The following is a 15,350-nucleotide window of genomic DNA, read 5'->3' as shown; positions in this document are numbered from 1 at the left end:
TAACTTACATATCTCGCAAACGAAAAAGAGCAATTTTATTGATCTCTTCTATCGCCTTGGCAAATTCAGTTTCACTGTCGTTATCAAGCCGAGCTTCAAAAGACTCAAGAATTTGATAACGATTAGCACCTTTCACGGCCATAATGAAAGGGAAGTTAAAGCGGCTTTTATAGCGGTTATTAAAATGCGTGAACCGCTCAAACTCTTCCTCAGAGCATTTATCAATACCTGCACCAGCTTGTTCAGAAGTTGAAGCCTCGGTCAATTCACCATTAACTGCTGCTCGGCCAGCTAAATCAGGGTGAGCATTAATTAACGCGAGTTGTTTATCTTTGCTTGCTGCTAATAAAATAGCGGCCATACGTTGATGCAATGATTCAATGTCATCATCTTGTTCTGTTAATACTGCATCAAAAACAGATTCAGCGACCCAAGGGCTATGCTCATAAACATCGGAGAAGTGAGCAACAAAATCACTGCGATTCATTGTCGTAGGCTGACAATGTGAAAAACCTACCATGCTTAAAATTCCTTCATACTTGGATGGGGGTGATGTTCATGCCAATGCTTCGCAATATCGACACGACGACAAAGCCACACTTTGTCGTGTTGTTGTACATATTCGAGAAAACGCTTAAGAGCAGCAATTCGACCTGGGCGACCAATCAGACGGCAATGTAATCCCACCGACATCATCTTTGGGGCTGTTTCACCTTCTTCATATAAGGTATCGAACGTATCTTTTAGGTACTGGAAAAACTGTTCGCCAGAATTAAAACCTTGCACGGTGGCAAAACGCATATCGTTAACATCAAGAGTATAAGGAATAACCAATTGCGGTTTGCTGCCCTCTTCATGCCAATACGGTAGATCGTCATCGTAAGCATCAGAGTCATATAAGAAACCACCTTCTTCAGCCACAATCTTTCGAGTATTTACCCCAGTACGACCGGTATACCAACCCAGTGGGCGCTCACCCGTAATACGTTCAATGATCTCGATGGCTTTATACATATGATCACGCTCTTCCGAGTAATCCATATGTTTATAATCAATCCAACGATAGCCATGGCTGCAAATCTCATGTTTGGCTTCAACCATCGCTTTAGCTACATCAGGGTGACGTTCTAATGCCATGGCGACAGCAAATACGGTGAGTGGAATATCGTATTGCTTAAACAGTCGTAATACTCGCCATACACCAGCACGACTACCATATTCATAGATTGATTCCATGCTCATATGGCGTTCGCCAGCAAACGGTTGAGCGGCAGGGATTTCTGATAAGAATGCTTCAGACTCTGAATCACCATGCAAAATACAACGCTCACCACCTTCTTCATAGTTCAATACAAATGAAACAGCGATGCGTGCGTCATTTGGCCAATGTGGGTGCGGTGGTATGGAACCATAACCAACGAGATTACGGGGATAGTCATTACTCATCGAGAGACTCCTTAAAAAAAATACCAACGTGAACTCGCTGCTGTATGTAGCCAAACACTATTTCGAGTAAATAGTTTGAGCACGTTTCTGAATCTGTTTTTTCTTTTCACATCTTACGATTTAAATTTGTACCATGGATTGTATACAATCTACAAGTCAAATGTAAAATAAATGTTTCCAATGTTAATTATAGCGTGAATAAAGGCTAATAAGCCTTTATCCATCACGCATCAGACAGGCTATAGCTAGAAAGGCCACACAAATTCAATTAACATTTTTATCACAACGCACTTTACTATCAGTCAAATTGTGTACATAGTTAGTAAAACTTAGAAACAATCATTCAGGAGAGCGCATAGCGCTAAATATAAAATGGGCAGATTAACAACACACATTCTAGACACGGCAAACGGTGTTCCAGGTGCAGAGATAAAAGTAGAATTGTATCGTGTTAACGGTTCTTCACTGGAACTGTTAAAAACCGTATTTACCAATACTGATGGGCGTACAGATAGTCCAATTCTCGACACTGAAGAATTTGCCACAGGTAAATATCAATTAGTGTTTCATACTGCACCGTACTTTACATTACGCGGTGTTGAGCTGCCTGATGTGCCTTTTCTTGATGATGTTATTATACGTTTTGGTATTGCTGATTCCCAGGCTCATTACCATGTGCCTTTATTAGTCTCGCCTTATAGTTTCTCTACTTATAGAGGCAGTTAATAGCGCACCATAGAAACACTACGTCTATAGATACAACAGTAAATATATGACGAGAGACCTTGTATACAATCACCAATAACAGTGATTGCGCTTTCTCTCACTTTATTTTCAACATTGAAATAAAAGCCAAACTATATATGTAGCTAATTTAAATAAACTCAAGCTGGTATAGATCTTGATATATCAAAAAATAACGACCGTTATTTAGATAAATGATAAATCAATGAACTAAAACAAATGGAAATTGTATTCATTTAAATTCAAATATGAGCAAAGAAAGGAAGATTCATAATGAACAATACCAAAGCAGAAGAGCTACACAGTAAGGAAGGCATATCGTCCTCTTTTTTAGAACGATTTTTTAAATTAAAAGAACATGGAACCAATGTTAAAAATGAATTAATAGGCGGCATTACTACCTTTGCAACAATGGCTTATATAATTTTTGTCAACCCCAGTATTATGGCAGCGACTGGCATGGATCCCGGTGCGGTATTTGTTGCAACCTGTATAGGTGCTGCATTTGGAACACTATTGATGGGTTTATTTGCTAATTGGCCTGTCGGCCTCGCACCGGGAATGGGCTTAAATGCATTTTTCTCTTTTACCGTTGTTGGCGAAATGGGTTATAGCTGGGAAGTTGCACTGGGGGCGGTCTTTATTTCAGGCATACTCTTTGTTGGCATGAGCTTCTATAAAGTTCGTGAATGGATAATAGAGAGTATACCTGAGAGCCTACGCTATTCGATGACTGCTGGTGTTGGTTTATTTCTTGGATTAATCGGTTTGAAAACGGCTGGTATTGTTGTTGATAACCCTGCGACATTAGTATCACTGGGTGACTTCACCCAACCCGATGCGCTATTAGCTGCAATTTGTTTCCTTATTATTGCAGTACTGAGTGAGCGTAAAGTTTTTGGTGCTGTTCTTATCGGTATTATTGGCGTCACTCTGGTTGGCATGATGTTAGGTATCGTTCAGTACCAAGGCATTTTTGCAGCACCGCCAAGTATTGCACCTACCCTCTTTGCCATGGACATCCAAGGCGCACTCAATATCTCAATGGTCAGTGTGATTCTAGCCTTCCTATTCGTCAACATGTTCGATACGGCAGGTACACTAATGGGGGTGGCAGATCGTGCCAACTTAATCAATAAAGACACAGGCAAGATTGAAGGCTTAAGTAAAGCACTGAAAGCCGACAGTATTGCAAGTGTTGCAGGTGCATGTGTGGGTTGTCCACCTGTTACCAGTTATGTTGAAAGTGCTGCGGGTGTTGCCGCTGGCGGTCGAACAGGTTTATCTGCGATTGTTATTTCATTGCTGTTTGTTGCTGCTATTTTCTTATCACCTTTGGCTAGTATGATTCCAGCCTACGCAACATCAGGGGCATTGATTTACGTTGCTTTCGTTATGATGAGCAGCATGCAACATATTAACTGGAAAGAATTTACCGATTCAGCACCCGCCGCCATTACAGCACTGATGATGCCACTTACCTTTTCAATCGCAAATGGTATTGCGCTGGGCTTTATCACTTACACCGTACTAAAACTGGCAACAGGTAAAACCAAAGAAGTCTCAATTAGCATGTATGCGTTAACCGCCATTTTTATCGCCAAGTTAGTGTATATCGGCTAGTCATTAAACCCTATTTAAGGGGCTGTCGACGTTATTGCACCTTAAAACGCATCATTCAAAGTAGAAATACGAACCTTAATCAGGAACTCTATTGACGCTACGCAGTTTGTAGAAGGTCAAACTTTGTTCATAAACCAGTCAATTCCTAATAAATGGATTGAATTGACAGAGGGAATAACAATGAAACTTCTCTATACACTCAATGAACGCCCACCACATGGGTTAACATTTTTACTAGCACTCCAACACATGTTGGCTTCTATTGGTGGGATCGTTGCCGTCCCTTTAATCGTCGGTACTTCAATTGGATTACCCGTCGATGAAGTCGTCACACTGATCAACGCTGCATTGTTAGCATCAGGTATTGTGACCATTGCCCAATGTGTTGGCATAGGCCCTGTCGGTATTCGGTTACCCGTTGTTATGGGTTCCAGCTTTGCCTTTTTAGGTGTGGCTATATCCATAGGTAAAGAAGGCGGTGTCAGTAGCATTATGGGGGCGTCGTTAGTTGGCTCTTTCGTGGTAATTCTGGCCAGCTTCTATATGGATAAGATCAGAAAGCTATTTCCAACTGTTGTAAGTGGCGTTGTTGTTACCCTTATTGGTTTAACTATTCTACCCGTTGCGATGAATTGGGTGGGTGATGCGCCAGCAATAAGTTCAGAATTTGCCACACTGCCTAAGCTATTTCTAGCGATGATCTCGCTGGCTATCGTTATTGCGGTATCGGTTTATTGTAAAGGTGCTGTCGCAGCATCAGCCATTGTTATTGGTCTTGCAGGTGGTTACATCGTCGCATTATCAATGGGTATGGTTAACCTAGAACAAGTTGCTTCCGCTAAATGGATCAGTGGACCAGAGCCATTTAAATACGGCTTCACCTTTTCGTTTGGTGCCATCATTAGTATGAGCTTGGTGTACATCGTCGTTATTGCAGAAGCAACGGGCGACTTTATGGCACTGGGCAGTAACTGCCATGCAAAAGTCACGGGAAGAGATTTAAAACGAGGATTATTAGGTGATGGTCTCGGCAGTACATTGTCAGCAATCCTGACTGCTATGCCGCTTGCTTCATTCAGCCAAAACGTGGGTATCGTCGGTATTACGGGTGTAGCGAGCCGTTATGTTGTTGCTGGAACAGGCGCTTTGTTGATTCTTGGTGGTCTATTTCCAAAACTAGCGGCACTCGCCGTAACAATACCCAAACCCGTTCTTGGCGGCGTTGGTTTTGTTATGTTCGGTATGATTGCTTACGCTGGTATTCGCATGCTGATAAAAGCGGCTGATACAAAACGCAATGCGTTAGTTATTTGTGTCGGGCTAGCATCAGGGTTGGCGGTAACCTTTGAGCCTCGTCTTATTCAGCACCTGCCACATGAAATCGCAAACTTTTTCCACTCAGGCATTACGACGGGTACGATAATTACAGTATTACTTCACCAGATCTTGCCTGAACCTTCAGCGAAAGAAGCGCTGGAAGATGATGAAGTCTACAAAGAAGTTAGCTTAAGCCCTGATTCAGATCTTGATGAAGAAGCAGAGCCACTAGCAACACAGAAAAACAGCTAATGTATAATAATGTGAACAAAGCACATGTAATTTAATCGCTTTTAAAACACTATTTCAGCAACATCAATCGGTAATTGTTATACCTGTAAGTGCTTTTTATAACGTTATAAAAAGCACGTTTACTCACTCAATAATGAAAAAAGACCCTCTTCCCTGAAAAGGCTGAGATGGCTAAGGACAACTATGAATGGAAACAATCTGGCTTAAAAATCCTTTAGCGGTGTACACCGGCACAAATGAGGATTCCCGAGGTGGCATAGTCATTTCTGGCACAACGATTATTGAACTTGTTGGTTTAGGCTGCGAGCCCAAAAACAACGTTAATGTCGTGGTCGATGCTAGCCAGCATGTGGTGACACCGGGATTGATTAATGCCCACCATCATTTCTATCAAACACTGACTCGCGCCTACCCTGACGCACTCAATAAAGAACTCTTTCATTGGCTTAAAACGCTCTACCCGGTGTGGTCTGGTTTAGATGAAGAGATGATGAGCTTTGCAACAGAAGTTGCGCTTGTCGAAATGATGATGTCAGGTTGTACAACCGCGTCAGACCATCATTACCTTATTCCTACCGGGTTAGAAAACGCGATTGATTTACAAGTCGAAGCCGCAAACAAACTCGGTATTCGCGCCATCTTTACCCGAGGGTCTATGAGCTTAGGCGAAGATGACGGTGGTTTACCGCCTCGTAATACCATTCAAACAGAGCAAACAATCGTCGATGACAGTCACCGTTTAATCCGTGAATATCATCAGCGCGAAGAAGGCGCGATGATTCAAATTGCCCTCGCCCCTTGCTCACCGTTCTCTGTCACCACTGAGTTAATGAAAGAAACAGCCCGTATCGCGAAGAATGAAGACGTAATGGTGCACACCCATCTATGTGAAACCATTGATGAAGAAGACTTCTGCTTACAACGTTTTGGCCTACGACCTGTCGATTACCTTGAAGATGTTGGTTGGCTTAACCACCGCACTTGGTTAGCCCATGGCATTCATTTTAATGACGAAGAAATCAAACGACTCGGTAAAGCCCAAATAGGTATTAGCCATTGCCCTACCTCAAACATGATGTTGGCATCGGGTATTTGTCGTAATAACGAACTTGAAGCAGCAGGCGTAAAAGTCGGGCTTGGCGTTGATGGTTCCGCATCGAATGACGGCTCAAACATGATTGGTGAAGTCCGTATGGCGCTGTACTTACAACGTTTACGTTATGGCTCGGCTAACGTAAGTCATTTCGATGCGCTGCGCTGGGCAACACAAGGTTCAGCTCAAGCCATGGGACGCCAAGACATTGGTACATTGGCCGTTGGCAAGCAAGCTGATATTGCAATGTTCAAGCTGGATGAAATTCGTTTTTCTGGTTCACACGACCCGCTAGCTGCGCTTATTTTATGTGGTGCACATCAGGCAGACAAAGTGATGATTGCAGGTAAGTGGCGAGTTAGCGACGGACAAGTCATTGGTTTGGATCTCGAACAGCTGTTGTATAAACACCGCAATGCAGCGAAACGCTTAGCTGAAAAAGCATTAGCCATGCGTTAATAGATCAGAAATCCATAGCAAGGGAAACCTTAATATTCGTAAGGCTAGCTGTTAGTTAAACCAACTATACAACTAGTCTTATCTTTATACCCAAGACACAAAGGGCTGACTCGCTCCCGAAAACGAATGATACTGGGGTGAATAGCACAATCCCTACTTTTTTACCTGACAGCCATTGATCACAAACTGGGTTAGAAACTCTGCCGCTTCAGCATAATCATTATTATCTAATGCTGGCTTGTTAAGTACATTACATATTTGCCAACTAAAATCGGCATATGTCTGCGTCGATGCCCAAATAGTAAACATAAGGTGCTGAGGGGAGACTTTTGCCATCGTGCCCTGCTCAATCCATGACTCAAATTTTTCAACAATCATTTTTGACTGTTGTAATAAGCCATCGGCAATGTCTTGAGGCAGATACTTCGCCCCCGACATGACTTCATTCGCAAACACTTTTGATGCATACGGGTGATCACGAGAGATCCGTAGTTTGGTTTTGATATATTCAGTCAAGGCTTCAGCAGGATCATCGAGCTGCTCTATAGGTTTAGAGGCATCTAATAACGGCTGAATAACACTTTCAAGTACAGCGCGGTACAAGTTATCTTTAGTACTGAAATAATAATAAACATTAGGCTTTGGAATATTCGCTTCTTTGGCAATATCTGCCATTTTTGTTGCTGCATATCCTTGCAAGGCAAATTGTCGACATGCAACCTCAATGATAAGAACTTGATTCTTTTCTCTTATTTTTGACATATATCGACCTTTACATCCTTATATTAGCCAATTCATATTAATGCACCACTTTGATTTGTAAAGGTGTTATACCCAAGTCACCTCAAGGTGCAGGATTCAGAGCGACCACAATGTGTTTAATTCAAGGAAAATATGTGTAGGAATGGCACTTCCTTTCAAACATATTTGACACAGAAATAGACACGTTGAGTCACTCCCGAAGGGCGAGTTTTATTGAACTCTATACGGCGTTGCTAATTTTCAACGTAGAACCACTAGGTCTATAAATTAGCGCCTTGCCTAGAGCCCAATAAATTCTCGCTGAAACGAGCACCTTGAGGTAACTTGGGTATATACCTCAGTTATCGCAAGATACATACCTTTTGTCACCTCGCGACATGTACCTCACGGATTAAGCAAAAACCAAAACAGCAAACGAATAAAGCTTGCTTAAGATTAGGCGTTAAATCATATTCGATGAAGGGTGATGTTTACTATGCCATAACAGACAGTATACGTTTACGTATTAAATCTAAAAAGTGTTCTTGTAGTGTGGAGTAAGTCGATTGAATCAGCATTTTTTAGATGGGAACAACTTTTCACTTATTGTTCAAGGCGGAGGTCAAAGAGGGATCTTTGCATCGGGTGTATTAGATAAATTTCTAGAGCGTAACTTCGACCCTTTTTCACTCTATATTGGTACATCAGCAGGGGCACTTAACGTCGCGACGTATGTTGCTCGTCAGCAAGGCCTAGGCTTTAATTTTGTACTGAATTACACCACGCACGACCGCTTCTTTAATCTCAATAAATTTATCAGAAAAAAACAACCGATGGATTTAGATTGGGCATTAAATATGGTACAGCAAGATGGCGCTATTCCTCTTGATTTCACGACTGCCACCAATGTATTACAAAATGGTAAACATGCGCTGGCTTGTCTTACCAATAAATCTGACTTACAAGATTACTACTACCCTATTTTTACCGACCAATGGCTCAACACACTTAAAGCAACGTGTGGTATTCCAATGCTGTATTACAACGACATCACCTTTGATAATAAGCAATGGATAGATGGCAGTGTTTCAGCAGCAATTCCGGTGCACGAATCACATCGCAGAGGGTTTAAAAACATCGTCGTAATACGTACTACACCGATAATTAACGGAGTAGAGACGAGCAATAGTGAAAACTTTGCCATTAATCAGGTTGAGAAAAAAAGGAAACAGTTCGAAGTTAATATGGATCATTACCTAAAACGTATTGGAATGTTTAAAGAGAAGCATCATCTCATTCATTTTCACCAAAAACTCTCAGATAAACTCAATGAGTTGAAGCAAAACCATGAACATACAAAGTATAAGCTTAATAACCAACGTTGGTTGATGGATGACGATCACTTATATCGTTTAGTCACTTTGCAAGCCAAAGTCTCTCAATTTGGTATGAGCTCTGAAATGCTTGATATTATGATCGCACATTATAAGAATCATAATGCTGTCGAAGACTTTTTAACCAATCCCCCCGATGACGTTAATTTAATTCAAATAGCACCAGATAGATCACTAAGCAGTCGTCCTTTGTTAAGTAAAAAAGATCATTTACTGGAAGATTATGAACACGGGCAAATGGTAGGCGAACGCTTTTTACAATCGGTAGGCTATATTTAAACCGAAAACGGTTTGATACTTACCTAAATAAAAAACTGACCTAAATAAAAAGGACCGGTCACTGCCAGTCCTAATACTGTATCTTAAGTAATAGTTCTTCTATTAGGAATAAAAAAACGGCTTTATAATCAAAGCGTCTTTGATGTCGATATCTCTAATACAATGCATTCTTGTTCACACAAAAACGGACCATGCACTTCGTTAGGTAAACGGTTCGCATAATGCCCTTGTTCAAGCCACGCCTTATTTGTTTGATCATATAACCGACCAGAAATAATAAAGACTTCTTCAGGGTACGGGTGGTGGTCACTACCAAATGAGCTCGTATCTGCCCCTGACTTAAATCGAGTTAAACGGGTATATTCCCCTGTTGCATCATCTTTACTGAGAGTCACTTGCTCGATCATACCATTGGTTTGTTCGAGAGCTTTCCACCGATTTCGACTCGATTCTGATAGTACATTCCAATATTTCACTGCATGCTTAGACACTGGGTAGCCTCCTTGCTGATCAATCGTCACCCTTTGGCGGGTTACGTTTCGTTTTAAACAATAGCTCAAATAACACACCAAATGATAACCCATCAGCTCATTCTTTAGCAGGTAAAATCAACAAAGCACGAAAGTCATTTACATTTGTGAGCGTTGGGCCCGTAATCACTAATGATTCCAATGCCGAGAAAAAATGATAGCCATCGTTATTATCAAGATAATGCTGCGCATTCAACCCTAATTGCTGACCTCGAGTAAAGCTATCAGGAGTGATAAACGCCCCTGCATTGTCTTCTACGCCATCGATACCATCGGTATCACCTGCTAGCGCATGTATTTGAGGGTGCCCTTGCAGCTCATTATATAAGCTAAGTAAAAACTCACTATTACGCCCACCCCGTCCCATTCCTTTTACTGTTACGGTTGTTTCACCACCAGATAACAACACGCAAGGCGCTTCAAACGGCTGACCTTTTTCAGCTATTTGTTTCGCTATGGCGGCATGCACTTTTGCGACATCTCGCGCTTCACCTTCAATACAATCACTCAATATATAAGCAGGAATACCCTGCAGTACCGCTTTATTCGCTGCCGCCTCTAATGCTGATTGCGGGGTAGCAATAATATGAATATCACTGTTCGCTAAACATGGATCATTTGGCTTTACTGTTTCGGACTTCGGGTTATTCAACCATTGAAAAACAGCTGCAGGTATTTCAATGTCGTAACGTTCCAATATGGCCAGTGCATCAAAACGGGTTGTTGAATCAGCCACCGTAGGACCCGACGCTATTACGCTAGTATCATCACCAGGCACATCTGAAATCGCCAATGAAATCAATTTTGCAGGGTGAACTGCTTGGGCTAATCGCCCGCCTTTAATGGCTGATAAATGCTTACGCACACAGTTCATTTCATCTATCGCAGCACCCGATTTCAGTAACGCTTTATTAATCGTTTGTTTATCGCTTAAGGTCAGCCCTTCTGCGGGTAAACTCATTAATGCAGAGCCACCACCCGACATTAAACATATCACGACGTCATCTTCACTAAGATCAGACACTAACGAGAGAATACGCTCGCCAACAGCTTGCCCTACGGCATCGGGAACGGGGTGTGCCGCTTCAATAATGTCTATTTTTGACGACGTAGAAGCTCTTTTCGATGAATCAGAAGCCGTGTGAGGGTTGTTCGCTGCAACTGTATGACCATACCGCGTTACCACAACACCTTCTAACTCACCCTGCCAAACGGCTTCTAATTCTGCTGCCATAGATGCAGCCGCTTTACCCGCGCCAATTACGATGGCTTTCCCTGTTTTATCATCAGGTAAATATTTCGCAATATGCCCGTAGGGTAAGGCTTTATCAATGGCACATTCAAACAGTGATAATAAAAAGGCATTGCTATTGATATTGTTGTTATTGATATAGCTCATACATTGGCTTCCTGCGCGGTCTATTAAACAAAAGTGATTAAAATTCAAATTATGTAAATAGTGATAATAAAAACAAAAAATAAGATACAAAAAAGAAAGAAGAAAGGATCCCGAAGCTATACACAGATTGCCTGTCAGAGTTTGAACCTTCAAACCATGTGATCTTAGTTACCTTGGTCTTGGTGTCTAAAAACATGGCTTGATAGCCCATAAATCCATGTTGCTTCGGGAACACGTACTAAGGAGACGTAACATACGCGTTTTATTAATGTGTCTGCTTGAAATAATTAGCCAACGAATGTCGAATGGCTAACAGTCATCATAAGTTGATAATAAATAGACGCTCTATTTACGTATTTCGTGATCAGCTAACTGCTCGATAGCACGGATCATGGCTGAGTGATCCCACCCTTCGCCCCCCATTGCAACACATTGGTCGAATAAGCCTTGTGCCATCACCGTATTGGGTAAACTCACCCCTAACGTTTTTGCGCCACTGATGGCTAAATCTAGATCTTTCTGGTGCAACGCAATTTTAAAGCCAGGGTCAAACGTACCTTTAATCATCCGCTCGCCGTGTACGTCTAGAATTTTCGAGTTAGCAAATCCTCCCATTAGTGCTTCGCGTACGCGAGCCGGATCTGCCCCTGCTTTAGATGCAAATACCAATGCCTCTGATACTGCTTCAATGTTTAAGGCCACAATAATTTGGTTAGCCACTTTACAAATTTGCCCTGCACCACTTTCACCAACTAACGTGATATTTTTGCCCATTACTTCAAACAAAGGTTTGGCTTTTTCGAAGCTTGACTCTTCACCACCCACCATAATGGTTAATGCCGCATTGATTGCTCCCACTTCACCACCAGAAACAGGCGCATCTAAATATTCCGCACCCGACTCTTTCACTCGAGCGGCAAATTGTTTCGTTTCAATTGGCGAAATCGAACTCATGTCGATAACAACTTTACCCGCCGTAAGCGCTTCTTCTACGCCATCTTTGCCAAATAACACCTCTTCCACTTGCGGTGTATTCGGTAGCATTAAAATAATGTAATCCGCTTGCTCTGTAGCCGCTTTCGGCGTTGGAAATGCAATGCCACCAGCCGCAATCAAATCAGTAGGCACTTGATTGAAATGTTCAGAAAAAACTAACTGGTGACCTGCTTTTTGCAAGTTCACTGCCATTGGTTTTCCCATAATGCCTGTACCAATAAATGCAATTGTACTCATTGTTTCTCTCCTTAGATTTGATTGAATGCTTTAAGCCAGCCGATACCCGCTAACGTAGTGGTTTTAGGTTTATATTCGCAACCAACCCAACCTTGATAACCGATACTATCGAGATGCTGTAAAATAAACGGGTAGTTAATTTCACCAGTACCCGGTTCGTGTCGCCCAGGATTATCAGCTAATTGAATATGCTGAATGTGCTCAATATGCTGGCTTAACGTTGGGGCGAGATCACCTTCCATAATTTGCATATGATAAATATCATATTGGAAACGGAGGTTCTTACTGCCAACCTGCTCAATAATATCGAGAGCTTGAGACGTATTGGTCAGGTAAAAACCCGGAATATCGCGGGTATTAATGGCTTCAATCACCAGACTGATTCCCGCTTTCTCTAATTCACTCGAGGCAAAACGAAGATTAGCCACAAACGTTTCTGTTGCTTGTTCTTGGCTAACACCTGCCGGCACAATACCGGCTAAACAGTTCACTTGATTACAACCTAACGCCTTTGCATACGCGATAGCTTGCGGAACACCTAAACGAAATTCATCGGTACGGGTAGGATCAACAGCAATTCCTCGATCCCCAGCTTCCCAATTGCCTGCAGGTAAATTAAACAGTACTTGTTTCAAATTAAACTTATCTAATCGCTGTTTAATTTCTTCAGGCGTATTCGCATATGGAAATAAGTACTCCACACCTTGAAATCCGGCATCAGCAGCCATTTCAAAACGATCGAGAAAATCAAATTCTGTAAATAACATGGATAAATTGGCAGCAAACTTTGGCATGGTTGATCCCTTCATCTTTATTGATTAAACGTAATCGCAGTCGGGGCATCGGCACTGCCTTCTGCTAACGGTTCAAATTCATTAACACCGTTTATCTCTACACCCATTGAAATATTGGTAACACGCTCGAGCATGATTTCAACGACAACAGGTACTTTGTGCTTAGCCATTAGCTCTTTGGCTTGAGCAAACGCATTACCTACTTGGTCAGGATCACGCACTCGAATGGCTTTACACCCTAAACCTTCAACAACCGCGACATGGTCGACACCATACCCTTCAAGTTCTGGCGCATTTTGGTTATCGAATGCCAGCTGAACACAGTAATCAATATCGAACTGACGCTGTGCTTGACGTATTAAACCAAGGTATGAGTTGTTCACAACTACATGAATGTAGGGCAAATTAAACTGCGCCCCAACAGCCAGTTCTTCAATCATGAATTGGAAATCGTAATCACCCGATATCGCTACAATCGGACGGTCTGGATCAGCAGCACGTACACCCAAAGCAGCAGAAATCGTCCAACCTAAAGGACCAGCCTGACCACAGTTGATCCAATGACGAGGCTTATAAACATGTAGGAACTGAGCAGCCGCAATCTGAGACAAACCTATGGTGCTTACGTAGCAAGTATCTTCATCGAATGCTTTGTTCATTTCTTCATAAACACGCATTGGTTTCATTGGTACTTCATCGAAATGCGTTTTACGTAACATGGTCGACTTACGATGCTGGCACTCACCCGCCCAATCGCTGCGATCTTTTAATTTACCGGCTTGCTTCCACTCACGAGCAACCTCAACCAGTAGCTCCAATGCTGCTTTGGCATCAGAAACAATGCCAAGATCAGGGCAGAAAACACGACCAATCTGAGTCGGTTCAATATCAATATGAACGAACTTGCGCCCCTCGGTATATATGTCGACTGAGCCGGTATGACGGTTTGCCCAGCGGTTACCAATGCCCAGTACAAAGTCAGAACCTAGCAAAGTAGCATTACCATAACGATGCGCGGTTTGTAGGCCTACCATACCCGCCATCAATTCATGATTATCAGGTATTGAGCCCCAGCCCATCAGCGTAGGAATAACCGGAATACCGGTAATTTCTGCAAATTGTTGCAACAGTGTTGATGCCCCTGCGTTAATCACACCACCACCCGATACAATCACCGGATTGCTAGCATCGTTCAGCATGGTGATTGCTTTTTCAACCTGAGCGCGACTTGCGGTTGGTTTGTAGGCATCAAGTGGCTCGTAGCTATCAATATCAAATTCAATTTCTGTTAACTGCACATCAATCGGTAGATCAATCAAGACAGGTCCAGGTCGTCCTGAACGCATTAAATGGAATGCCTTTTGAAATGCACGAGGTACTTGAGCTGGCTCTAATACTGTTGTTGCCCACTTAGTGACTGGCTTTGCAATTGTTTCAATATCTACCGCTTGAAAATCTTCTTTATGCAATCGAGCACGCGGTGCTTGCCCCGTAATACAAAGAATTGGAATCGAATCAGCCGATGCAGAATACAACCCTGTGATCATATCGGTTCCAGCAGGGCCAGATGTACCAATACAGACACCAATATTGCCTTGGCTGGTTCTCGTATAGCCTTCAGCCATATGAGAAGCACCTTCGACATGTCGAGCCAATACGTGATCAATTCCACCCAATTTTTTCATCGCCGCATACATAGGGTTAATTGCTGCGCCAGGTACACCAAAAGCAATGTCTCCCCCTTCACGCTTTAATACTTCTACTGCTGCTTCTATTGCTGTCATTCTCGCCATATTGAACTCCATATCATGATTGTATACAATTTAAGGAACAATTGCATTCTAAACACCAGTTCAAAGTTTAAGCAAGTCATGTGATACAAATAAATAACATCTCACATCAACAGGCAGCCCCAATCATAAATATAATATATATAAATCAATAAAATAAAAACAGGTCCGATGTGATCTTAATATTTAAACATCCAAGCAAATGAAAACGTAATGTTAAATTATCTTTGCTTGATTCTTAAAAACACGATATATC

General features: G+C 42.2%; 13 protein-coding genes. 5 read left to right on the top strand and 8 right to left on the bottom strand.

The genetic code is table 11. The features are described from left to right. Positions 1 to 4: 4 nt before the first annotated feature. Together uraD and puuE are read right to left on the bottom strand one after the other, a co-directional pair. Complete coding sequence (uraD, locus tag C9J12_RS20800; protein ID WP_107244440.1) at positions 5 to 520, bottom strand: 2-oxo-4-hydroxy-4-carboxy-5-ureidoimidazoline decarboxylase; 516 nt, start codon at positions 518 to 520, stop codon at positions 5 to 7. A gap of 2 nt (positions 521 to 522) precedes the next feature. Next, positions 523 to 1,446, bottom strand: coding sequence for an allantoinase PuuE (gene puuE / locus C9J12_RS20795; protein WP_107244439.1), 924 nt, complete (start codon positions 1,444 to 1,446; stop codon positions 523 to 525). A 372-nt stretch (positions 1,447 to 1,818) separates the two neighbouring features. On the opposite strand from puuE, the gene uraH reads away from it, so the two are divergent. From uraH to C9J12_RS20775, 4 genes are all read left to right on the top strand, one after another. Beyond that, positions 1,819 to 2,172, top strand: a complete 354-nt coding sequence (gene uraH, locus C9J12_RS20790) for a hydroxyisourate hydrolase (RefSeq protein WP_107244438.1) — start codon at positions 1,819 to 1,821, stop codon at positions 2,170 to 2,172. A 291-nt stretch (positions 2,173 to 2,463) separates the two neighbouring features. After that, positions 2,464 to 3,813: an NCS2 family permease gene (locus C9J12_RS20785; RefSeq protein WP_107244437.1), complete on the top strand. Its 1,350-nt coding sequence runs from the start codon at positions 2,464 to 2,466 to the stop codon at positions 3,811 to 3,813. A gap of 180 nt (positions 3,814 to 3,993) precedes the next feature. Next, positions 3,994 to 5,382, top strand: a complete 1,389-nt coding sequence (locus C9J12_RS20780; protein ID WP_107244436.1) for a nucleobase:cation symporter-2 family protein — start codon at positions 3,994 to 3,996, stop codon at positions 5,380 to 5,382. A 187-nt stretch (positions 5,383 to 5,569) separates the two neighbouring features. After that, positions 5,570 to 6,934, top strand: coding sequence for an 8-oxoguanine deaminase (locus tag C9J12_RS20775; protein ID WP_107244435.1), 1,365 nt, complete (start codon positions 5,570 to 5,572; stop codon positions 6,932 to 6,934). 153 nt (positions 6,935 to 7,087) lie between these two features. Here the strand turns inward: C9J12_RS20775 and C9J12_RS20770 are convergent, their stop codons facing one another. Beyond that, positions 7,088 to 7,696 (bottom strand): TetR/AcrR family transcriptional regulator, encoded by a 609-nt coding sequence (locus C9J12_RS20770; protein WP_107244434.1) that lies wholly within the window; start codon positions 7,694 to 7,696, stop codon positions 7,088 to 7,090. 545 nt (positions 7,697 to 8,241) lie between these two features. Between C9J12_RS20770 and C9J12_RS20765 the strand changes: the two genes are divergently transcribed. Then, complete coding sequence (locus tag C9J12_RS20765) at positions 8,242 to 9,348, top strand: DUF6363 domain-containing protein (RefSeq protein WP_107244433.1); 1,107 nt, start codon at positions 8,242 to 8,244, stop codon at positions 9,346 to 9,348. A gap of 128 nt (positions 9,349 to 9,476) precedes the next feature. Here the strand turns inward: C9J12_RS20765 and C9J12_RS20760 are convergent, their stop codons facing one another. The 5 genes from C9J12_RS20760 to gcl all read right to left on the bottom strand — a co-directional run bounded on the left by C9J12_RS20760 (position 9,477) and on the right by gcl (position 15,097). Further along, positions 9,477 to 9,839 (bottom strand): cupin domain-containing protein, encoded by a 363-nt coding sequence (locus C9J12_RS20760; protein WP_107244469.1) that lies wholly within the window; start codon positions 9,837 to 9,839, stop codon positions 9,477 to 9,479. Positions 9,840 to 9,936: 97 nt separating this feature from the next. Beyond that, complete coding sequence (locus C9J12_RS20755; protein WP_107244432.1) at positions 9,937 to 11,277, bottom strand: glycerate kinase type-2 family protein; 1,341 nt, start codon at positions 11,275 to 11,277, stop codon at positions 9,937 to 9,939. Positions 11,278 to 11,622: 345 nt separating this feature from the next. Continuing rightward, positions 11,623 to 12,510 (bottom strand): 2-hydroxy-3-oxopropionate reductase, encoded by an 888-nt coding sequence (locus C9J12_RS20750; protein WP_107244431.1) that lies wholly within the window; start codon positions 12,508 to 12,510, stop codon positions 11,623 to 11,625. 11 nt (positions 12,511 to 12,521) lie between these two features. Beyond that, the gene (hyi, locus tag C9J12_RS20745) at positions 12,522 to 13,304 is read right to left on the bottom strand and encodes a hydroxypyruvate isomerase (RefSeq protein WP_107244430.1); all 783 of its coding nucleotides are present in this window, start codon (positions 13,302 to 13,304) and stop codon (positions 12,522 to 12,524) included. Between the two features lie 17 nt (positions 13,305 to 13,321). Further along, on the bottom strand, positions 13,322 to 15,097 hold the full coding sequence (gcl, locus tag C9J12_RS20740) for a glyoxylate carboligase (RefSeq protein ID WP_107244429.1): 1,776 nt from the start codon (positions 15,095 to 15,097) through the stop codon (positions 13,322 to 13,324). Positions 15,098 to 15,350 lie beyond the last annotated feature (253 nt).

Origin of the sequence: Photobacterium frigidiphilum, from assembly GCF_003025615.1 — a bacterium.
GTDB lineage: Bacteria > Pseudomonadota > Gammaproteobacteria > Enterobacterales > Vibrionaceae > Photobacterium > Photobacterium frigidiphilum.
The sequence above is the reverse complement of the archived record's forward strand: the minus strand, read 5'-3'. Positions and strand labels throughout refer to the sequence as shown.

Excerpts from the sequence above, each read along its gene's own strand:
- C9J12_RS20785 (WP_107244437.1), top strand. The coding sequence starts at position 2,464 with ATGAACAATACCAAAGCAGAAGAGCTACACAGTAAGGAAGGCATATCG.
- C9J12_RS20780 (WP_107244436.1), top strand. The coding sequence starts at position 3,994 with ATGAAACTTCTCTATACACTCAATGAACGCCCACCACATGGGTTAACA.
- uraH (WP_107244438.1), top strand. The coding sequence starts at position 1,819 with ATGGGCAGATTAACAACACACATTCTAGACACGGCAAACGGTGTTCCA.
- C9J12_RS20775 (WP_107244435.1), top strand. The coding sequence starts at position 5,570 with ATGGAAACAATCTGGCTTAAAAATCCTTTAGCGGTGTACACCGGCACA.
- hyi (WP_107244430.1), bottom strand. The coding sequence starts at position 13,304 with ATGCCAAAGTTTGCTGCCAATTTATCCATGTTATTTACAGAATTTGAT.
- gcl (WP_107244429.1), bottom strand. The coding sequence starts at position 15,097 with ATGGCGAGAATGACAGCAATAGAAGCAGCAGTAGAAGTATTAAAGCGT.
- uraD (WP_107244440.1), bottom strand. The coding sequence starts at position 520 with ATGGTAGGTTTTTCACATTGTCAGCCTACGACAATGAATCGCAGTGAT.
- puuE (WP_107244439.1), bottom strand. The coding sequence starts at position 1,446 with ATGAGTAATGACTATCCCCGTAATCTCGTTGGTTATGGTTCCATACCA.
- C9J12_RS20750 (WP_107244431.1), bottom strand. The coding sequence starts at position 12,510 with ATGAGTACAATTGCATTTATTGGTACAGGCATTATGGGAAAACCAATG.
- C9J12_RS20755 (WP_107244432.1), bottom strand. The coding sequence starts at position 11,277 with ATGAGCTATATCAATAACAACAATATCAATAGCAATGCCTTTTTATTA.
- C9J12_RS20770 (WP_107244434.1), bottom strand. The coding sequence starts at position 7,696 with ATGTCAAAAATAAGAGAAAAGAATCAAGTTCTTATCATTGAGGTTGCA.